An 18,830-nucleotide genomic window follows, 5' to 3' on the forward strand; every position below is an offset into this window, starting at 1 on the left:
CGCCGGAGCCGAAGCACTCCGCGAAGTCGAAGATGTCGGACGGAAAGGCGGCCGAGCGTCGCCTCGGTCTCTGGCTGGTGGCCCCGGCCGCGATTCTCATGATCGCGGTGACCGCATATCCGGTGGTCTACGCCGTTTGGCTGAGTTTGCAGCGCTACGACCTGCGCTTCCCGGATCAACGAAAGTTCGTGTGGTTCGACAACTACGTGTCGGTGCTGACCGACGGTTACTGGTGGCAAGCGTTCGCGGTGACGACGTCGATCACTGTCGTCTCGGTCGTCATCGAGTTCGTTCTCGGACTGACCATCGCACTGGTGATGCACCGAACGATCGTGGGTAAGGGGCTCGTCCGCACCGTTGTGCTCATCCCGTACGGCATCGTCACCGTCGCGGCGGCATACAGCTGGTACTACGCGTGGACGCCGGGGACCGGCTACCTCGCCAATCTCCTGCCCGACGGCAGTGCGCCGCTCACCGACCAGATCCCGTCGCTCGCGATCATCGTCCTTGCCGAGGTCTGGAAGACGACGCCGTTCATGGCGCTGCTCCTGCTCGCCGGCTTGGCGCTCGTGCCCGATGACCTTCTCAAGGCGGCTCAGGTGGACGGCGCTGGCGCGTGGACCCGGTTGGTACGCATCATCCTTCCGCTGATGAAGCCCGCCATCCTCGTCGCTCTGCTGTTCCGGACACTCGACGCATTCCGCATCTTCGACAACATCTACGTGCTGACGAAGGGAGCGAACGACACCGGGTCGGTGTCGATTCTGGGTTACGACAATCTGTTCAAGGCATTCAACCTGGGCATCGGATCCGCGATCAGCGTGCTGATCTTCGTGTGTGTGGCCGTGATCGCGTTCATCTTCATCAAACTTTTCGGTGCTTCGGCTCCCGGATCCGATACGGAAGGACGCTGACATGACCGTGACTCCCAGACTCAAGATCAGCTGGTCCGTCGTCAACCTTCTGGTCTTGCTGTACGCGCTGGTTCCCGTCCTGTGGATCGCCAGCCTGTCCTTCAAACCGGCCGGAACGATCAAGGACGGCAAGTTCATTCCGGAGAAGTGGACCCTGGACAACTACCGAGGAATCTTCGACACCAGCGCCTTCACCAGTGCTCTGATCAACTCCATCGGTATCGGACTCATCTCGACGGTCATCGCCGTGGTGATCGGGACCATGGCAGCGTACGCCATTGCGCGCCTGGATTTTCCGGGCAAGAAGCTGCTGGTGGGTGTTGCACTGCTGATCGCGATGTTCCCGCAGATTTCATTGGTGAGCCCGTTGTTCGACATCGAACGACGGCTCGGACTCTTCGACACCTGGGCCGGACTCATCCTGCCGTACATCACCTTTGCGTTGCCGTTGGCGATCTACACGCTCTCGGCGTTCTTCAAAGAGATTCCGTGGGAACTCGAGAAGGCGGCTCAGATGGACGGCGCGACGCCGGGTCAGGCGTTCCGGAAGGTGGTGGCTCCACTGGCCGCGCCCGGTATCGTCACTGCGGGCATCTTGGTTTTCATCTTCTGCTGGAACGATCTGTTGTTCGCGATCTCGTTGACGTCGACCGAACGCTCCATCACCGCCCCTGCGGCCATCGCGAACTTCACCGGCGCTTCACAATTCGAGGAGCCCACCGGGTCGATCGCCGCGGCCGCCATGGTCATCACCATTCCGATCATCATCTTTGTTCTGTTCTTCCAACGTCGTATCGTGGCCGGGCTTACTTCCGGCGCAGTGAAGGGATAAGCCTGTGGCCGAGATCGTGCTGGACAAGGTGACCAAGCTGTACCCGGACGGAGCCAAGGCGGTCAGTGATGTCGACATCACCATCGCCGACGGAGAATTCATCATTCTCGTGGGCCCCTCCGGTTGTGGAAAATCCACGACTCTCAACATGATTGCCGGGCTGGAAGACATTTCGACCGGCGAGCTGAGGATTGCGGGTGAACGCGTCAACGAACGCGCCCCCAAGGACCGCGACATCGCGATGGTGTTCCAGTCGTATGCTCTGTATCCGCACATGACGGTGCGCCAGAACATCGCGTTCCCACTGACATTGGCGAAGATGTCCAAGGACGAGATCAACGCCAAGGTCGACGACGCAGCGCGGGTGCTCGACCTCACCCAGCATCTCGATCGCAAACCGGCGAACCTGTCGGGCGGTCAGCGTCAGCGTGTCGCGATGGGACGCGCAATCGTGCGCAGCCCGAAGGCGTTTCTCATGGACGAGCCGCTTTCCAACCTGGACGCCAAACTGCGCGTGCAGATGAGGACGGAGATCGCCCGTCTGCAGCAGCGACTCGGTACGACAACGATTTACGTGACCCACGACCAGACCGAGGCGATGACGCTCGGCGATCGGGTAGTCGTGCTGCGCGGCGGAATCGTGCAACAGATCGGTGCGCCGCAGGAACTCTACGATCGTCCGAACAATCTGTTCGTGGCGGGGTTCATCGGGTCCCCGTCCATGAACTTCTTCCCCGGACAGTTGACGGCGGACGGCGTCAGCACGCCGATCGGCGATGTTCGCCTGCCCGCGGCGGCGCAGTCGAAGATCTCGGGCAGCGGCTCGGGCAAGGACGTCGTGGTCGGTATCAGGCCGGAACATTTCGAGGACGTGGCGCTGGTCGATGCAGCGCAGAAGCCGCACGGTGGGACGTTCACCGTCGACGTCGACGTGCTGGAATCGATGGGTTCCGACAAGTACGCGTATTTCCTCGCTGGTGGCCCCGCCGTCAATTCTCGTGAACTCGAGGAACTCGCCGCCGATTCGGGAACGGCCGTCGCTGGTGGCGGTCAACTGGTTGCCAGGCTCTCGTCCGAGTCCACCGTGGCCCAGGGCAGGTCTATCGATCTGTGGTTCGATCCCGCCAAGATCGCAGTGTTCGACGGCGGTACGGGAGCCAATCTGCTGCTGTGACCTTTACCCGGGCAAGGTGACCGAATACGTCGCGCCCCAGGGGAGCGGTACCTGTTCGGGGCCGGGCGCTGCGTCGGCCGGCTCGGGTAGGGGGACCAGGCGGCCGAATTGTTCGTGATGGGTGGAGGCCGGGGCGGCTTGCGCTGTCCCGGCGACCACGGCGATCGGCGCCGCTGCCAGGGCGCCGGCGACGGCAAATCGAGTGGCGATGCGGCGCTTGCTTGCTCGGGTCGAGATCATGAGCACTCCTGCGTGGTTTCGAGGTTCGGTGAATGCTGTGCCATTCACGGTATTGCGGGTTGATTGTGAAATCTCGTGTGCGAAGCTCATTCACAGGGAACTGGGATGGGCGGCACAGGAGGACAGATGAACGAATCCTCGGTACGAACCGAGCACCTGCCCGGCGGCCCGGACCTCGAACGGATCATGCGCGAACACGCCTACCGCGGTGCGTACCTCCAACTGACGGTGCGCGGCGCTCTGGTGCTGTTCATCGCCCTGACACTGATCTTCGTCCCGCCGATGAACGACGCGGGATGGTGTTTCGCGATTCTGGGCGCCTATGCCCTCTGGTCGGCAGCCGTGGCGCTGTGGATCCGCAAAGGCGGCACCGGCCCGGTGACGATGATCTGGCTCGGCTTGTTCGTCGACCTCGCCGTGCTCGCAACTCTGACATTGCTGACCGGTCTCGCAGCCGAGCAGAGTTGGACCGCCGACATCTTGAGCAACGGGCTCTTCGTCATTCCGGTTCTTGCGTGTACGCAACTGCGGACGGACGTGTGTGTCGGCGTCGTTGCCTGCACGATCGGTGTGTTTTTTGCTTCCAGTTGGGCAACGATGACTTCGAATTCCGAGCCGTGGCCGTCGATCCTGCTGAGTACCATGGCCTTGGCCGGGGTGGGTGCGGGCGCAATCGGATTGACTCGGATTCAAAGGTCACGAGTGTTGACCATCGGGCAGCTCGTCGGGCATCGCACGAGCCTTCTGGCCGAACTCATGGGGCTCGAGCAGCGTGAGCGCACAGAACTGTCCGAGCAACTGCACGACGGGGCGCTCCAGTACGTTCTCGCGGCGCGGATGGATCTCGACGAATTGGCAGGCAGTGCGGAACCCGTCGCATTGGCGCGAGCTGGGAAAGCGCTTGGTGAAGCGACAACGCTGCTGAGGTCGTCCGTCTCGGAACTGCATCCCACAGTTCTCGTCCACGTTGGCCTTGCCCGCGCGATCGGGGACCTCGCGCGCTCGGCGCAGGGACGCGGCGGAGTGGTGGTCGACGTCGACACTTCGGGCTGGAACGACGATTTACGCACGTCCGCGGACGAGGTCTTGTTCGGCGCCACCCGAGAGCTTCTGGGCAACGTCGTCAAACATGCCGGCGCGCAGAACGTCCGGATCGAGCTTGCGCGGCTGGACCACCGTGCGGTGCTCGTGGTCTCGGACGACGGTCGGGGGATCAGCGCCGATCGGATTGCCCAACGACGGGCCGCCGGGCACATCGGACTGCTCTCGCACGAACTGCGTGTGGTTGCCGCTGGTGGCTCGTTCTCGGTCGGACCGGGTGAAGGGTCCGGAACGCTCGCGCGAGTCGAGATACCGTTCGAGATCGTCACCGCCCCTGACCACGATCGTTGAGGAGTTGTCGATGTCTGCACTGATCACCGATCGCGAGCTCAACCTGGCGACTCTGGCGCGGCAGTTCCTGCTGCGGCGGGCCGAGGTCAGCGCGTTGGATGCGATCGAGCATCTGGCAGGTCTGCAGGCCCAGGCGCCGAATCCGCCCTACCTGGCACTGTGGGCGCGGCTGAAGAACTTTGCGGCAGAAGACCTCTCCACCCTTGTCGAGAAGCGCCAGGTGGTGCGGCTGGTTGCCATGCGGGGCACGGTCTTTGCCCTCTCGGCCGCCGATGCGGGTCCCTTCCGTGCCACGGTTCAGACGATCATGGAACGCGACCTCCACACCAACAGCACTCAGCGTGCGGCGCTCACCGGGTTGGATCTCGACGCGCTGGCGCAGGCGGGGCGTGACCTGGTAGCGGACGGGCCGCTTACTCAGATGCAGATGAGACCGATACTGGCAGAGCGCTTTCCCGGCCACGCGGCCGAGGGACTGGCGCACGGAGTTCGAGGGCTACTGCCGATGGTGCAGGTCCCACCGCGAGGTTTGTGGGGACGATCCGGAGCGCCGGCACTGACGACCTTGGCGAATTGGCTTGGCGCAGAGGTGAGTTCAACTCCAGATCCCGACGCGATGGTGCTGCGCTATCTGGCTGCCTTCGGGCCCGCGAGCGTGAAGGATGCGCAAGCGTGGTCGGGGCTCACGAGACTCGCCGAAGTCTTCGAGAGGCTACGTCCCGGCTTGATCACCTTTGTCAACGCGAAAGGGGCCGAGGTGTTCGACCTGCCGGACGCGCCACGACCGACCTCCGGAACACCGCCGGTCAGAATCCTTGCTCCGTTCGACAACATCCTGCTCTCGCACGCCGACCGCTCACGAATCATGGACGAGCAGTACCGAACTCGCGTCTTCACCGTCAACGGCATAATCAAGCCCGCCATCCTGGTGCGCGGAAAGGTGGTGGGATTCGCGACGGTGACGCCGGCAAAGGAGACCGTCGAGTTGAGCGCGACTCTGTTTGCGCAGCAACCGAAGACCGCGCTCGCGTCCATCGAGAAAGAAGCGCGTTCGTTGCTGAAGTTCATGCACCCGAAGATCCCGACCCGAGAGGTGCGGTTCGCTGTCGCTACGTAGCGGGCTTGTGCTTTCGCGGTGCTCGATCGCGTAGTTCGGCCACGATCTCGTCATTCCACATGTGCCGCCGCACCAGTCGGTACCGCTCCCGGGCGATCCACAAGTACGCTTCGGCGTCGGTGTGCTCGGGCAACATGTCGGCGCCCCTCAGCATTCGCACGACGGGGAGAAATTCCTCGCCGAACCAGCGCCGGGCGACCGTGTCTCGGCCGAGGAACTCACCCTTTTCCTGCATGAGCCGAAAACCCCACGCCTCCACGCACTCACTGAGTTCGGCGTACTCCCACGGGTCGGTGACCTGAACGGCTTCGCGTTGCGAGCCCTGCAGCGGAACGCGAGTGAGGAAGAGTCGGCGATGGTCCTTGATGAGCAGATCGGCGCGCTGAGTGATGCCTTCCGGCGAGATGCGCGTGATGATCTCGGTGACGTACGCGTCGATTGTCTTCTGGTGCATCGCACACGCAATGGACACTCGGTGGTGTCCGTCGATCACGAAATGCATGGAGCCGACACGGTACAACTGAACGGGTGGCACCGATTCGCCGCGTCGTTGCGCCACCGCAAGTCGCTCCCAACGAGCGCGCGAATGAGTGGACGTCGGACGGAAGTACCTGTCGAAATCACCTGTGCGGTCGACACTTCCGACTATCGATTCGATGGTGACGACCTGCAGACCCAGAGACTTCTCACCAACCTTGCCGAGCGCTGCGACAACCTCGTCGAACGGCAGGATCGCGTTGACGTCGTCCGGTTCGCGTCGTAGCCAACTGACCAGACGGGCAACGTCGGCGCGTCGACGCTGACGAGCGAAGTCGTTTTCCGCGTCGGCTGTGGGAAATCCGGTGTCACGAGCCATGTCGGCGCCTCACGATCGTCGGCGGAGTACCTGGGGAAATCTCCATCAGCGTGAAGCCGACGGTATTGAGCACGATAGTCCGGCCTACCTCCAGATCGAGAGGTGTTCGCCCGTGCGGGTGGATGTGTCCGTGAATCATGACCGTCGGATCGAGGGTGCGGATCAAGGGGGTGAAGCATTCGAACCCACGATGTGGCCGATCCTCGGCGTCGCCGACACCGCGGGCGGGGCTGTGGGTGAGCAGCACATCCACGCCCGCCCGGCCGCCGGGAAGCCGCGATTGCCAGGCGTTTCGCCAGGTGAGCGAGCGGGCGCGTCGGCTCTGCTGGCGCTCGGACCACTGATTGGGACCCGTGTTGTATCGGATGGAACCACCGAGGCCCGCGATCCGCAGACCGGCGACGGTCACGATGCGTCCGTCGGCGTTGACTGCGCCGGTCGGGCCGGGCCACTGCGCCGGCATACCTGCCCGCATCCAACCGGATCTCTTGTTCGAATATCCGGACAGATCGACGTCGTGGTTTCCGGGAACGAACACGCACGGCGCATTCAGTTGGTCAGACAGGTACTCCAGATACGCAAACGGCAGGTCGCCCGCGCCGAGGATCACGTCGACTCCGAGTGAACGAACTTGACTGCTCCACAGGAATTCGACGGTCTCGTCGCTGACAGCGAGAACGGAGACCATTTCGACGACGCTACCGCCACCGCGAGGTATCTGCGCTGCGAACCTCGCGGGCACGGTGTTTAGATGGACGAGTGTCAGACAGCGTCGTATCTTCCGTCCGGGCCCATCTCGTCAGCAGCATCGAGGGGCCGGACCCCACCGCGGCCTCAGTGACGTTCCTCGGTGTCGAACCGCTGGACGTGCTGCGTTTCGAATCACCCGACGGCCTGGTCCGCTACGTCACACTGGGGTGCTCGCGTCATCCGATGGGCGACCCCAACGAACTGGTCGCAGACCCCACACGCGGTCCTCGCGCCGAGTTGGTGCTCACCCTGCGCGGTGGCACGGGTGTCGCGTCGGGTGTGGCCAGGACGCTCGCGGTGCTGGCTGCGGCGCCGTCCGTCGAAGGCGTCGTGCTGCTCGAGGACGCACTGTTGGACCTGGGCGAGCCGCTGTGGAAGGACACTGCGTTCACGGCGGTGCTTCTCGGTGACAGCGGGATCGCCGACCTGACGCTGCCGGAGCCGTTCGATCCGGTGCGCTTCCTTGGCGTGGTCCCCCTGACCGGTACCGAAGCCGCCTGGGTGCGTCTGCGCGGCGCGGAGGCCCTGCGGGAAGCGTGGACCGAGGCGGGGATCGACATTCGCGATCCGCACCGTTCCGCTGCCTCGCTCTAGCTGCGCCGGCGCTTTGTCCGTCAGATCATTCGGCGTGCACGAGGATGTCCGCCAAGTTCTCGAGACTTACCCGAACGGTCCGTGAAAATGCTTTCGTCACGATCGGGTCTGCCATCTTGCCGAATACGCCGCCGAGTCCGCTTTCGCTGTCGAGTCGGTAGGTGACCCGAGTGCCGTCACCGACTTCTTCGCATGTCGTGGTCTGCGAGAAGCTGACCGGACTTTCGACGGACGTCGATTTCGACGATCTCGGTGGGTCGTACTCGGTGAATTCGGATGTCCACTCGAGACGCTTGCCCAGGATTCTCGAGACACCGTGCCAACGGCTTCCCACGCCCATCGGGCCGTCGGTGATCTGTTTGCACTCGACCATCGAATTCTCCCAGTTGGGCCAGTTCTCGGCGACGGCGATGTACTCCCAGACGTCCTTGGGTGGCAACGCGATCTCTACAGACTGCTCGACTGTAGGCATGGTTGTTCCTCCATCTCTCCTGGATCTGAATTTGCTTGTCGCAAAATGAATTTCGGGAACGGAATGAAAATGCGTACCCATATCCATTGTCCGCCTGCGACGGTGGCAAGTACAGGGAGTCAGCGTGCGAGGTTCACAGCCAGTTGTTGCGACGGAAGAGAAAGAACAAGCCGACACACACCGACGCGATGAGGAACAGGATGGACTGATAGCCGTACTTGTAACCGAGTTCCGGCATGTTCTCGAAGTTCATTCCGTAGATACCGGCAACGCCCGTCGGCACGGCGGCGATAGCGACCCAAGCCGAGATCTTGCGCATGTCGGTGTTCTGTTGCACCGCGATCTTCGCGAGTGCGGCATCGACCAGAGAACTCAACACCTCGTCGTATTCCGAGATACGTTCGGCCACGATCGTGTGGTGATCCCTTACGTCACGGAAGTATCGCCGGATCTCCTTCGGGACGAGGCCGCCCGCGGGCTGGGTCAGCTGGAGCAGTGGCAATCCGAGTGGAGTGACCGAGCGTCGTAGTTCGACGATTTCACGTTTGAGCAGGTAGATATGCTCGACGGCAACGGTGTTCCGCGGGTTGAACACCAACTCTTCCATGCTGTCGACGTCCTGCTCGACGAGTTGGATGACGGAGAGATAGCTGTCGACGACGTGGTCGGTGATCGCGTGCAACACCGCGAACGGGCCCATGGCGAGACGCTCGGGATTCTGCTCGAGTGACTTGCGCACGCTTGCCAGTTCGGAGTGATCCCCGTGCCGGACGGTCACCACGAAGTCGGGACCGACGAACACCATGATCTCGCCGGTTTCGACGATCTCGCTCGCCGTCGCCACGGACTCGTGCGGTACGTAGACGACCGTGCGCAGCACCAGGAACATGACGTCGTCGTAGCGTTCGAGTTTCGGGCGCTCGTGTGCATGGACGGCATCCTCGACCATCAACTCGTGGAGTCCGAAAGTTGCTGCGACATCTTGCATCTGGCCTTCGTCGGGTGCATGCATGCCCACCCAGACGAACGCGTTGTCTCGACTACGGACCTCGGCCAACGCGGCGCGGTGCGTGTACTTGCCCGGCAACCGCACGCCGTCCACGTAGACCGCGCAGTCGACGATCGCGCGGGCTGCCGGAACGGGGATCTTGGGCGCATCGGCTTGCGTCGATTTGCCGTTCGACCAATTCGGCAGTGACGGCATGGTTGGCACGCTCGCTCCTTCTCGGTCTGTAGTGCAGGGGAACGGCACTGCAGCGACACGTGATCGAATTGCGCTGCCGCTGCGGCGTAATCGTACGTCAGCTTCCGGCTCGGCCACCGGAGCGCGATGAAGTTGCCGATTGCTGACACACTGGAACAGTGCGAATAGACCTTCACACCCACTCCAACGCATCGGACGGCACCGATACCCCGGCTGCCCTCATGCGCGCCGCAGCCGACGCCGGACTCGACGTCGTCGCCATCACCGATCACGACACGACTTCGGGCTGGGCCGAGGCGGCGCACGCCTTGCCGGCCGGCGTCAGCCTGGTTCGTGGGATGGAGATGTCGTGCGAAGGTCGAGGTGAGCGTGGTTGGCCGGTCGCTGTTCATCTTCTGGCGTACCTGTTCGATCCGACGCATCCCGAATTCGCCAAAGAACGTGAGCGACTGCGCGCCGAACGCGTCGAACGTATCCGGGTGATGACGACCATGATGGCGCGCGACGGTCTGCCCGTCGATCCCGATCAGATCCTGGCTGACGCCGGTCCGTCCGTCGGACGCCCGCACGTCGCAGCGGCCCTGATGCGAGCGGGAGTGGTGTCGAGCATCAGTGAGGCTTTCTCCGACCTGTTGTCCAGTCGAGGGCGATACGACGTTCCCAAGTACGACACTCCGCTCGAGTACGCCGTCGAACTGGTGGCAGCGGCCGGGGGAGTAACTGTCCTTGCGCATGGACGGGCCCGTTCGCGCGGCGGATTGCTTGCGCTCGACCACATCCGTGATCTGGCCGATCTGGGTCTCGGGGGTCTCGAAGTCGATCACCCGGACCATCGCAGCGACGATCGTGACGTCCTGCGCAGCCTGGCCGTCGACCTGGGCTTGGCAGTCACCGGATCCTCGGACTACCACGGCGAGAACAAGACGATCGGACTCGGCGACGAGCTCACGGACGAGGCCGAGTTCGACAAACTCGTCTCGGCTGCCACCGGCGTGGAGGTACTTGGGCGCTGATGCTCGACACCACGCTCTACCTCACCGTGTTCATCACGCTGTTCGTGATCATGGACCCGCCCGGAGTCATCCCGGTGTTCTTGTCACTGGTCGGCCGCAAAAGCCGTGAAGATCGCAACCGAGCGGCATGGCAGGCCCCCGCCGTCTCCCTTGCGGTCATCTCGGTCTTTGCCATCGGCGGTCAGGCGATACTCAATTACCTCCACATCGGCATTCCGGCGTTGCAGGGCGCAGGCGGATTGCTGCTGCTTCTCATCGCACTCGAACTGCTGACCGGAAAGGCCTCCAACCGTCCGCAGGGAGCCGACGACGTCAACGTCGCACTCGTTCCTCTGGGAACGCCGATGATGGCCGGTCCCGGTGCAATTGCGGCTGTCATCGTCTTTGTCGCCCAGGCCGATGGTGAAGCGGCGTCGTATCTGGCGATCGCGTTGGCGATTCTGTCCATCCACCTCGTGCTGTTCGTGGTCCTGCGCTTCTCGACGGCACTGATCCGGATACTGGGTGAGGGTGGCATCAGCCTGCTGGCACGCATCGCCGGTCTTTTGCTCGCCGCCATCGCAGTTCAACTCATTGCGGAATCAGTCCGCGGATTCGTCGCGGGAGCGTAAGAGATGACATACGACGACAGGTACGAGGACGACTACCGGTACCAGGATTATCAGGATTATCAGTACGAAGACGATTACGACTATCCCGCCGACAAACGACAATGGCTGCTGGTTCGCGCTCTACGCGCCCTGAGCGGCACCGTGGCGGCCGGAATCGTGGTCTTGACACTCGTGATCATCGGTTCGGCATATCTGGGCGGCAACCGCGGATTCCCGGGTCCGGGAACAACGTCGATCACCGCGCACATTGCGGCCTCGGTGGTTGCTTTGGCCGCGCAGATCTGGTGCGACCGCAGGCGGGGTATCGCGGCAGTTGCAGGGTCGGTGGTCGTGCTCGTGGTGGCGGGGCTGTTGTTGGTGACGCAGTGGTGGGGATGACACGGTGGGGATGACGCGGTGGGGATGACTGGGTGGGATGACACGGTGGGATGACACGGTGGGGATGACGGCTCGGGTTCGAGTGTGGTGAGGAATCCGACCGCTTGGAGGATTTGATTGTGATCCGACTCTGGTGGCAAACTGGAGTTACTTCGAGGCGGCGCCACAGCCCGGCCCCGAAGTGCAGGTTTCGTCAGAATTTCTCCCGAAACCTAGATTGCATGGATACGCCAGGGCTCACCCGCCCCACACCATGACGCTTCGGATGTATTGCGGCCCACTTTCTCGCGCACGCCGAATGCTCTTCTTCTCAGTAGTCGTTCGCGGAAGAAATGATCTCTGACCGTTGTGAACGTAGTTTCGCAGCGGTCCGAAGGATTACTTCCCAGTAACCCAGCCCCGCTTGAGGCTGGACTAATCAGGAGTGTCATCGTGTCCCTCGTGACTGAAGCCATCAACGTACCCAAGGTCGAGTTGACCGACGAAGAAATCTTTGCCGCTCACGTCGGTGGCAAGCTCTCGGTCGAGACCACCGCGCCGCTCGATACGCAGCGGGCCCTCTCGATCGCCTACACGCCGGGTGTTGCTCAGGTGAGCCGCGCCATCGCTGCAGACGAAACCCTCGCCGATCGATACACGTGGACCAACCGACTCGTCGTCGTGGTCAGCGACGGCACCGCGGTTCTCGGACTCGGCGACATCGGCCCCCGCGCGTCGCTGCCCGTCATGGAGGGCAAGTCGGCACTGTTCAAGAACTTCGCCGGACTGAACTCCATTCCGCTGGTTCTCGACACCAAGGATCCCGACGAGATCGTCGAGACGCTCATCCGTCTGCGCCCGAGCTTCGGCGCGGTCAACCTCGAGGACATTTCGGCGCCGCGTTGCTTCGAGATCGAGAAGCGCGTCATCGAAGCCCTCGACTGCCCCGTCATGCACGACGATCAGCACGGAACCGCCATCGTGGTCCTCGCTGCCCTCAAGGGCGCCGTGAAGGTCCAGAGCCGCGACATCACCACACTCAAGGTCGTCATCTCCGGCGCCGGTGCTGCGGGTGTTGCCTGCGCGAACATCCTGCTCGCCGCCGGAATCAGCGACGTCATCGTGCTGGATTCGAAGGGCATCATCTCGGGCGAGCGCAGCGACCTCAACGACGTGAAGGCAGAACTCGCGGCCCGCACCAATCCCCGCGACCTGCACGGTGGTGCCATCGAGGCTCTCGAAGGTGCCGACGTGTTCCTCGGTGTCTCGGCGGGCAAGATCCCCGAGGAGCTCATCGCTTCGATGGCTCCCGAGTCGATCGTGTTCGCGCTCTCCAACCCGGACCCGGAGATTCACCCCGAAACCGCGTCGAAGTACGCGGCGATCGTGGCTACGGGTCGCAGTGATTTCCCGAACCAGATCAACAATGTTCTCGCCTTCCCCGGTGTGTTCAAGGGCGCGCTCGACGCCGGCGCCCGTCGCATCACCGAAGGTATGAAGCTCGCTGCCGCCGAGGCAATCCTGTCGGTGGTCGGCGACGAGTTGGCGGCGGACAAAATCGTCCCCAGCCCACTCGACCCTCGCGTGGCACCCGCAGTAGCGGAAGCCGTCGCGGCCGCAGCGCATGCTGAGGGCGTGACCAGCTAAGAGGGACTACGAAAGCCCCGATCGGGACCCGCACACAAGGTTCCGATCGGGGCTTTTTCGTGTGTACCGATCTACAGACGAGTGAGATCGGGTGTTCGGCGCAGCCTGCCGGTCCCGGGAACCGATGCCCAGACCACCAGCGCCAGTAAGCCGTCCACGACCAGAGCCACAACCGCGACCAGGATTGCGCCGACGACCACTCGGTCGTACTTGTAGAGCGCGAGACCGTCGAAGATGTACCGGCCGAGGCCGCCGAGGTTGACGTAGGCGGCGACCGTTGCCGTGGCAATCACCTGCAGTGTCGCGTTACGCAGTCCGCCGAGAATCAATGACAGCGCATTGGGTATCTCGACGCGGAAGAGCACTTGGAGTTCGGTCATACCCATCGCCCGCGCGGCCTCGACGACGCCGCGGTCGACGCTGGCAATTCCGGCGTACGTGCCGGCGAGTAGTGGGGGAATGCCGAGGATGACGAGGGCGAGAATCGGCGGCATCACCCCGAGTCCCATGAGAAGAACGAGGAAGGTCAGCAGGCCGAGAGTGGGCAGCGACCGCAGTGCGTTGACGAGACTGACGACCACGATCTCACCGCGACGCAGATGGCCGATGAGTAATCCGATGGGCACCGCGATCACAGCCGAAAGCGCCACGGCCAGAACGCTGTACCAGAGGTGCTGGAGGATGCGGGTGCCGATTCCGGTGTCGCCGCTCCAATTTCCGGGATCGACGATGAAGTCCCAGGCTCCGGTGAAGATGCTCATACGGGTTCCCCCTCGGCAGCCACGACGGCGGGGACCTTCGACGAGGTCGATGTTCTGGTCCACGGGGTCAGGAATCGGCCGATCAGATACAGGATCAGATCGAGCGCCAGGGCCAGCACGACAATCGCGATGATGCCGGCAACGATCTGATCCGGGTAGTCGCGGTCGTAGCCCTGTTTGAACAGAACTCCCAGCCCGCCGATTCCGATCAGCGATCCGACCGAAACCAGCGAAATATTGGTAACGGCAATAACTCTGATGTTCGCGATCATCACCGGCAGTGCCAACGGCAACTCGACCGTCAGGGCGCGTCGTAGCGGTGTGAACCCGACGGCGGTGGAAGCGTCGATGACGTTGTCCGGCACCGAATCGAGTGCTTCGGGCACGGCCCGGATGAGCAGTGCTGTCGCATAGACGCTCAGTGCGATCACGACGTTGAGCGGATCAAGGGTCTTGAGTCCGAACAGCTGGGGGATGGTGACGAACAGCGCGAGCGACGGAATCGTGAACGCAATGCTCGCCAGGGTCAACGTGATTCGGCGCAGCCATCTGACGTTGCGGATCGCTGTTCCGACCGGAACGGCAATCAGGAGACCGATCAGCAAGGGCAGCAGCGCCAGATACAGATGGGTCTTCGAGTAGTCCACGACCGTCGAGAAATTGTCGATGAGCCAGCGCATGCCGCTACGCCCCGAATCCCTCGGTGAAGGCGACTCGGTTGCGTTCCTCGTCCTCGCGTCGACGCTGATCTGCCAATTTCGCCACGACTTCGGAGCCAAGGATCCCGCCGATGACCGCGCCCTCGCCGTCGACGGCAACGCCGATACCGGAAGGGGACGAGATTGCCGCATCGAGTGCTTGGCGTAGATCACCGCCGGGGGAGAACAACGAACCACCGGCCGACGTCGACTGCGCGAGAGTGCGTCCCGAGCGCAGGCCTTCGACGCCGGTCACGTCGATCCATCCCTGTGGACTTCCGCTGTCCGTGACCACGAGAACCCACTCGCCCAATTCGAGACGCAGAGCCTTCAATTCGTTCTCGACGGCCGTGCGTACGGGGTGCAACGGAACCTCGTCGGCAGCGCGGAACGACAATCCCCGATATCCGCGATCGCGTCCGACAAATCCGGCGACAAAATCCGTTGCCGGTGCGGCCAACACGTCGCGAGGCGCCGCAACCTGCTGAAGCCGCCCGCCGGGACCGAAGACGGCAATGTGATCACCGAGTTTGATTGCCTCGTCGATGTCGTGGGTGACAAAGACGATCGTCTTCTTCAGTTCGCTTTGAAGACGGAGCATTTCGGTCTGCAGATCCTCACGCACCACCGGGTCGACGGCGCTGAACGGCTCGTCCATCAACAGGATCGGCGGATCGGCAGCCAATGCACGCGCAACTCCCACACGTTGTTGCTGCCCACCCGAGAGTTGCCCGGGATAGCGGGTGGCAAGGGAGATGTCCAGACCGACTCGTTCGAGTACCCCCAACGCGGCTTTGCGCGCTGCGCGGCGGGACTCACCGCGCAGTACCGGAACTGTTGCGACGTTGTCGATCACGGTGCGATGCGGAAGCAGGCCGGCGTTCTGGATGACGTACCCGATGCCGAGACGCAGCTTCACCGCGTCGGTCTGTTCGATGTCACGACCGTCGACGAAGATCTTGCCCGACGTCGGTGTGATCATCCGGTTGATCATGCGCATCGACGTCGTCTTGCCGCACCCGGACGGCCCCACGAACACCGTGAACGACTCGGCCTCGATGGTGAGATCGAGACGGTCGACGGCGGTGGTGCCGTCCGGATACTGCTTGGTGACGCCCTCGAATGTGATCACGTGACTACGAGACCGGCTTGTCGAGGCCCTGCGCCGTCACCCACGCCTTGGCCGCCGCTGCCGGCTCCGTCTTGGTGTCGCCGGACACCTGGACGTTGAGTGCCAACAACTCTTCGGTGGTGAGCTTGGCGGACACCGCATCGAGGACTGTCTTCAACTTGTCGGAAGACTTCGACGCGCGCAGCACCGGCACCACGTTCTGAGCCGGGAAATTGTTCTTCGGGTCTTCGAGAACCACGAAGTTGTTTGCCGGGATGGAGGCAGACGTCGTGAAGATGTTTGCCGCCGTGATGTCGCCGGACGAGAGAGCCTTCACTGTTGCCGGTCCACCGCCGTCGGCGATCGGGACGAAGTTGGCTGCCGAGATGTCGAGACCGTAATTGGACTTCAAACCGGGCAATCCGGCTGGACGTTCCTGGAACTCGGCCGGAGCGCCGAACTTGACCTCGGCGGAATGCGGAGCCAGATCGGCGATCGTCTTCAGGTTCCACTTGTCAGCGGTTTCCTTGGTGACGACGACGGCGTCCTTGTCCTCGGCGGATGCAGGCGTCGCAATGGCCAATTCCGACCCGAGAGCTGCGGGAAGAGCGGCGAGGACATCAGCGGAGCTGGTGGCCGTGCTGTCAGGATCCAAGTACTGCAGGAGATTTCCCGTGTAATCCGGAATGACGCTGATCGACCCGTCCTTGAGCGCCGGAATGTACGCCTCACGGCTGCCGACGTTGAACGACGTGGACACATCGAACCCGTTGACACGCAGTGCTTCGGCGTAGATGTTGGCGATCGTCTCGGATTCGGTGAAGTTGGCGGAGCCGACGACAACCGCGTTGGGATCGCTGTTGGAGTCACCGTCACTGCTACCGCACGCTGTCAGTGCAGTCAGAGAGACAACGGTTGCCGCGGCTACGAGCCAACGGTTGGAACGAAATCGTGAGGTGCGCATGAGCGTCCTTCCGGTTTTTCGGGCGTCCCGTGTTTCGGGCGTCGGAAACCATCCCCTTGTGGCGAAGCCACCCGAGTGGCTTCGACGGCGCCGCCACCGAGTGGCTGCGTCAGGACTGGTTACCGCGCATCGCCCGACAAGTGTAACGATAGGTACCGACATGGCACGGTTTTCGATCCATGGGATTGGATGTGAGGATTTCGGTGAAGAGCACACGCACGAAGTATTCGACTGTTGTTGCAGCACTGATGGTCCTGCCAATTCTCAGCGGATGCGCAAACGGTGATTCGGTGGTAGAGAGCGCCGGAGCGGAGTCTCGTGACCAGATCGTGGTGGCTGCTGACGCATCAGTGGAGAGTTCGGTGTTGGCCGAGGTGTATTCGACGGTGCTCTCATCCTCCGGTCTGTCGGCTCGCGTCGAATCGGTGGGTGGAGGCAGAACCCAATCACTCGAGGCTCTGGACGCAGCGCGAGTCACCTTGGTGCCCGAGTTCACCGGTGCGCTGCTCGATCACTACGACCCGTCATCCCCGGCCCGCAAGGCCGACGACGTCTTCGAAGCCTTGAGTCGCTCTCTGCCGGAGGGTCTTTCGGTCTCCGACTATGCGATGGCCGAAGATCGTGCGGTCCTCGCACTCGACACCGGATACGCACAGTCGTTGGGAGCGAAGACGATAGAAGCCTTTGCTCCTTCGTGTGCCGCGGCGACGCCGCTCGTCTCCGCGAGATTCGTCGAGGACGGGGCAGTGGAACAGTTGGCCGAGGGCGCCGAGTGTGTCTTCGCAGGTGTCGATCAGGCAACGCCGGCAGACGTACCCGGTGCACAGGTATTCGGAACCACGACGCTGTCAGCGCTGGCACAATCCGATGCCGTCACAGTGCTCGCTGATTCGAATCACGTTCTGGCTGCGCAGAATGTCGTTCCGCTCTTTCGAGCGGGCGCACTGGGAGATTCGGCTGTCAAGGCGCTCAGCGTCGTTGCGGGTGAACTGTCCACCACCGATCTCGCCGCAATGATCGAGCAGGTGCGGACCGGCAAGGCGTCAGCCTCGGAAGTGGCACGAACCTGGTGGGACACCCGTCAGTGACATGGACGGAGTGGGCCACCCGTCAGTGACATGGACGGAGTGGGCCACCCGTCAGTGACATGGACGGAGTGGGCCACCCGTCAGTGACTGTTCGATCCCACTGCTGAACTCGAATCATCCTTGGCACGAATCAGTTTCGATGCGATGAACTGGCCGAGGTCGGCAACGGCGTCTGCTGCTTCCTTCACCAGTGACGCCTGTGCGTGAGCCACATGCCACAGTCGTGCGTACTCCACCAGGGACACGTCGACGCCGGCAGCGGAGAGCTTGTCGGTGAACGTCATGATCTGCGGGTAGAGGACCTCCTCGGAACCGACGTGAATCCTGGTGGGCGGCAACCCGTCGAGCTTGCCGTGCATCGGCGCGTAGCCAGGATCAGTACGGTCGCCGCCGGCAAGGTAAGCGTCGGCGGCATCGAAGGACCAAGCTGTGTTGACCACCAGGTCGGCCTTTTTGGTAGCACCCCGATCGCCGGGATCGACCCACGGCGAGATCAGTGCGAGCGCGCCGGGGGTCACGCCGTGACGCTCGATCAGACGCAGAGCGGTCGCCGCGGCCAGACCGCCACCGGCCGAATCGCCGGCAATGGCAACGCGGTCTTCCGAATAGTCGAACTCGGTGACCAACTGCATGAAGGCTGAGACCGCGTCGTCGAGAGCGGCGGGATACGGATTCTCCGGCGCGAGACGGTAGTCCAAGGTGAAGACCGCACTGGACGACTCACGGGCGAGATGAGCTGCGAGAGAACGGTGTGTGGCCAGCGAACCCAGCGTGTACGCCCCGCCATGCAGGTAGAGAACTGCGGTGGGGCGCTCGGTTGCGCCGACGGTGATCTTCTCAGCCGGTCGGCAAGCCAGCTCCAGCGGGCGCACGACGGCGCCCGCTGGAACCTGCTGTAGCGGTGCCCCGGCCTCGAGCAACAGACGTTGAATCCGATACGGCAGCCGCGAGTTGAAAGCCAGACGGAAGTACGGCTTCAACAAGAATGCGACCACGGGCAGCGGAAGGGTGAACGTGCTCACCGGCAGGGCTCCT

At 63.0% G+C, this 18,830-nt stretch carries 21 protein-coding genes; 11 read left to right on the forward strand and 10 right to left on the reverse strand.

Annotated elements, in window-relative coordinates; genetic code table 11:
* Positions 1–32: 32 nt before the first annotated feature.
* The 3 genes from EEB12_RS24790 to EEB12_RS24800 are packed head-to-tail and all read left to right on the forward strand — an operon-like array spanning position 33 to position 2,920.
* Positions 33–914: a carbohydrate ABC transporter permease gene (locus EEB12_RS24790; protein WP_044480569.1), complete on the forward strand. Its 882-nt coding sequence runs from the start codon at positions 33–35 to the stop codon at positions 912–914.
* A 1-nt stretch (position 915) separates the two neighbouring features.
* A complete protein-coding gene (locus tag EEB12_RS24795) occupies positions 916–1,746 on the forward strand; it encodes a carbohydrate ABC transporter permease (RefSeq protein WP_019749348.1) in 831 nt (276 codons plus the stop codon).
* Between the two features lie 4 nt (positions 1,747–1,750).
* Complete coding sequence (locus tag EEB12_RS24800; protein WP_019749347.1) at positions 1,751–2,920, forward strand: ABC transporter ATP-binding protein; 1,170 nt, start codon at positions 1,751–1,753, stop codon at positions 2,918–2,920.
* A gap of 3 nt (positions 2,921–2,923) precedes the next feature.
* On the opposite strand, the gene EEB12_RS24805 is transcribed toward EEB12_RS24800, so the two are convergent.
* A complete protein-coding gene (locus EEB12_RS24805) occupies positions 2,924–3,160 on the reverse strand; it encodes a hypothetical protein (RefSeq protein WP_007736112.1) in 237 nt (78 codons plus the stop codon).
* A 126-nt stretch (positions 3,161–3,286) separates the two neighbouring features.
* On the opposite strand from EEB12_RS24805, the gene EEB12_RS24810 reads away from it, so the two are divergent.
* Both EEB12_RS24810 and EEB12_RS24815 read left to right on the forward strand, forming a co-directional pair.
* Positions 3,287–4,552, forward strand: a complete 1,266-nt coding sequence (locus EEB12_RS24810) for a sensor histidine kinase (protein WP_141488657.1) — start codon at positions 3,287–3,289, stop codon at positions 4,550–4,552.
* Positions 4,553–4,562: 10 nt separating this feature from the next.
* A complete protein-coding gene (locus tag EEB12_RS24815) occupies positions 4,563–5,669 on the forward strand; it encodes a winged helix DNA-binding domain-containing protein (RefSeq protein ID WP_141488658.1) in 1,107 nt (368 codons plus the stop codon).
* On the opposite strand, the gene EEB12_RS24820 is transcribed toward EEB12_RS24815, so the two are convergent.
* Together EEB12_RS24820 and EEB12_RS24825 are read right to left on the reverse strand one after the other, a co-directional pair.
* Positions 5,662–6,525, reverse strand: a complete 864-nt coding sequence (locus EEB12_RS24820) for a hypothetical protein (RefSeq protein WP_003945080.1) — start codon at positions 6,523–6,525, stop codon at positions 5,662–5,664. The two genes, EEB12_RS24815 and EEB12_RS24820, sit on opposite strands and share 8 nt — an antisense overlap.
* Positions 6,515–7,213 carry a metallophosphoesterase gene (locus EEB12_RS24825; RefSeq protein WP_003945097.1) on the reverse strand — a complete coding sequence of 233 codons (699 nt, stop codon included), beginning with the start codon at positions 7,211–7,213 and terminating at the stop codon, positions 6,515–6,517. Before EEB12_RS24825 ends, EEB12_RS24820 begins: the two co-directional genes overlap by 11 nt.
* Before the next feature lie 71 nt (positions 7,214–7,284).
* On the opposite strand from EEB12_RS24825, the gene EEB12_RS24830 reads away from it, so the two are divergent.
* Positions 7,285–7,869, forward strand: coding sequence for a suppressor of fused domain protein (locus EEB12_RS24830; RefSeq protein ID WP_019749342.1), 585 nt, complete (start codon positions 7,285–7,287; stop codon positions 7,867–7,869).
* Positions 7,870–7,894: 25 nt separating this feature from the next.
* Here EEB12_RS24830 and EEB12_RS24835 read toward each other — a convergent pair whose 3' ends face one another.
* Together EEB12_RS24835 and EEB12_RS24840 are read right to left on the reverse strand one after the other, a co-directional pair.
* Entirely contained in the window at positions 7,895–8,341 is a 447-nt protein-coding gene (locus EEB12_RS24835; RefSeq protein WP_007736117.1) for an SRPBCC family protein, read from the reverse strand.
* Positions 8,342–8,474: 133 nt separating this feature from the next.
* Positions 8,475–9,545 carry a magnesium and cobalt transport protein CorA gene (locus tag EEB12_RS24840; RefSeq protein ID WP_019749341.1) on the reverse strand — a complete coding sequence of 357 codons (1,071 nt, stop codon included), beginning with the start codon at positions 9,543–9,545 and terminating at the stop codon, positions 8,475–8,477.
* A gap of 158 nt (positions 9,546–9,703) precedes the next feature.
* On the opposite strand from EEB12_RS24840, the gene EEB12_RS24845 reads away from it, so the two are divergent.
* The 4 genes from EEB12_RS24845 to EEB12_RS24860 all read left to right on the forward strand — a co-directional run bounded on the left by EEB12_RS24845 (position 9,704) and on the right by EEB12_RS24860 (position 13,173).
* Entirely contained in the window at positions 9,704–10,558 is an 855-nt protein-coding gene (locus EEB12_RS24845; RefSeq protein ID WP_019749340.1) for a PHP domain-containing protein, read from the forward strand.
* On the forward strand, positions 10,555–11,169 hold the full coding sequence (locus EEB12_RS24850; RefSeq protein WP_164490628.1) for a MarC family protein: 615 nt from the start codon (positions 10,555–10,557) through the stop codon (positions 11,167–11,169). The genes EEB12_RS24845 and EEB12_RS24850 overlap by 4 nt, the downstream gene beginning before the upstream one ends.
* Positions 11,170–11,172: 3 nt before the next feature.
* Positions 11,173–11,547 carry a hypothetical protein gene (locus tag EEB12_RS24855; RefSeq protein ID WP_020908450.1) on the forward strand — a complete coding sequence of 125 codons (375 nt, stop codon included), beginning with the start codon at positions 11,173–11,175 and terminating at the stop codon, positions 11,545–11,547.
* 432 nt (positions 11,548–11,979) lie between these two features.
* Positions 11,980–13,173 (forward strand): NADP-dependent malic enzyme, encoded by a 1,194-nt coding sequence (locus EEB12_RS24860; protein WP_003945072.1) that lies wholly within the window; start codon positions 11,980–11,982, stop codon positions 13,171–13,173.
* Between the two features lie 71 nt (positions 13,174–13,244).
* Here the strand turns inward: EEB12_RS24860 and EEB12_RS24865 are convergent, their stop codons facing one another.
* The 4 genes from EEB12_RS24865 to EEB12_RS24880 are packed head-to-tail and all read right to left on the reverse strand — an operon-like array spanning position 13,245 to position 16,707.
* Positions 13,245–13,934, reverse strand: a complete 690-nt coding sequence (locus EEB12_RS24865; protein WP_141488659.1) for an ABC transporter permease — start codon at positions 13,932–13,934, stop codon at positions 13,245–13,247.
* Positions 13,931–14,614: an ABC transporter permease gene (locus EEB12_RS24870; RefSeq protein ID WP_019749338.1), complete on the reverse strand. Its 684-nt coding sequence runs from the start codon at positions 14,612–14,614 to the stop codon at positions 13,931–13,933. Before EEB12_RS24870 ends, EEB12_RS24865 begins: the two co-directional genes overlap by 4 nt.
* 4 nt (positions 14,615–14,618) lie before the next feature.
* The gene (locus tag EEB12_RS24875) at positions 14,619–15,764 is read right to left on the reverse strand and encodes an ABC transporter ATP-binding protein (RefSeq protein ID WP_141488660.1); all 1,146 of its coding nucleotides are present in this window, start codon (positions 15,762–15,764) and stop codon (positions 14,619–14,621) included.
* 4 nt (positions 15,765–15,768) lie between these two features.
* Positions 15,769–16,707, reverse strand: coding sequence for an ABC transporter substrate-binding protein (locus EEB12_RS24880; protein ID WP_019749336.1), 939 nt, complete (start codon positions 16,705–16,707; stop codon positions 15,769–15,771).
* Between the two features lie 203 nt (positions 16,708–16,910).
* On the opposite strand from EEB12_RS24880, the gene EEB12_RS24885 reads away from it, so the two are divergent.
* Positions 16,911–17,795 carry an ABC transporter substrate-binding protein gene (locus EEB12_RS24885; RefSeq protein ID WP_070384947.1) on the forward strand — a complete coding sequence of 295 codons (885 nt, stop codon included), beginning with the start codon at positions 16,911–16,913 and terminating at the stop codon, positions 17,793–17,795.
* Positions 17,796–17,875: 80 nt separating this feature from the next.
* Here the strand turns inward: EEB12_RS24885 and EEB12_RS24890 are convergent, their stop codons facing one another.
* Entirely contained in the window at positions 17,876–18,817 is a 942-nt protein-coding gene (locus EEB12_RS24890; protein WP_019749334.1) for an alpha/beta hydrolase fold domain-containing protein, read from the reverse strand.
* Positions 18,818–18,830: the final 13 nt, after the last annotated feature.

It is taken from the genome of Rhodococcus sp. WS1, from assembly GCF_003797745.1.
Taxonomy (GTDB): Bacteria; Actinomycetota; Actinomycetes; order Mycobacteriales; family Mycobacteriaceae; genus Rhodococcus_F; species Rhodococcus_F erythropolis.

Coding starts and splice junctions, on each gene's coding strand:
- EEB12_RS24790 (WP_044480569.1), top strand. CDS start 33: ATGTCGGACGGAAAGGCGGCCGAGCGTCGCCTCGGTCTCTGGCTGGTG.
- EEB12_RS24795 (WP_019749348.1), top strand. CDS start 916: ATGACCGTGACTCCCAGACTCAAGATCAGCTGGTCCGTCGTCAACCTT.
- EEB12_RS24805 (WP_007736112.1), bottom strand. CDS start 3,160: ATGATCTCGACCCGAGCAAGCAAGCGCCGCATCGCCACTCGATTTGCC.
- EEB12_RS24810 (WP_141488657.1), top strand. CDS start 3,287: ATGAACGAATCCTCGGTACGAACCGAGCACCTGCCCGGCGGCCCGGAC.
- EEB12_RS24815 (WP_141488658.1), top strand. CDS start 4,563: ATGTCTGCACTGATCACCGATCGCGAGCTCAACCTGGCGACTCTGGCG.
- EEB12_RS24820 (WP_003945080.1), bottom strand. CDS start 6,525: ATGGCTCGTGACACCGGATTTCCCACAGCCGACGCGGAAAACGACTTC.
- EEB12_RS24825 (WP_003945097.1), bottom strand. CDS start 7,213: ATGGTCTCCGTTCTCGCTGTCAGCGACGAGACCGTCGAATTCCTGTGG.
- EEB12_RS24835 (WP_007736117.1), bottom strand. CDS start 8,341: ATGCCTACAGTCGAGCAGTCTGTAGAGATCGCGTTGCCACCCAAGGAC.
- EEB12_RS24840 (WP_019749341.1), bottom strand. CDS start 9,545: ATGCCGTCACTGCCGAATTGGTCGAACGGCAAATCGACGCAAGCCGAT.
- EEB12_RS24855 (WP_020908450.1), top strand. CDS start 11,173: ATGACATACGACGACAGGTACGAGGACGACTACCGGTACCAGGATTAT.
- EEB12_RS24865 (WP_141488659.1), bottom strand. CDS start 13,934: ATGAGCATCTTCACCGGAGCCTGGGACTTCATCGTCGATCCCGGAAAT.
- EEB12_RS24870 (WP_019749338.1), bottom strand. CDS start 14,614: ATGCGCTGGCTCATCGACAATTTCTCGACGGTCGTGGACTACTCGAAG.
- EEB12_RS24880 (WP_019749336.1), bottom strand. CDS start 16,707: ATGCGCACCTCACGATTTCGTTCCAACCGTTGGCTCGTAGCCGCGGCA.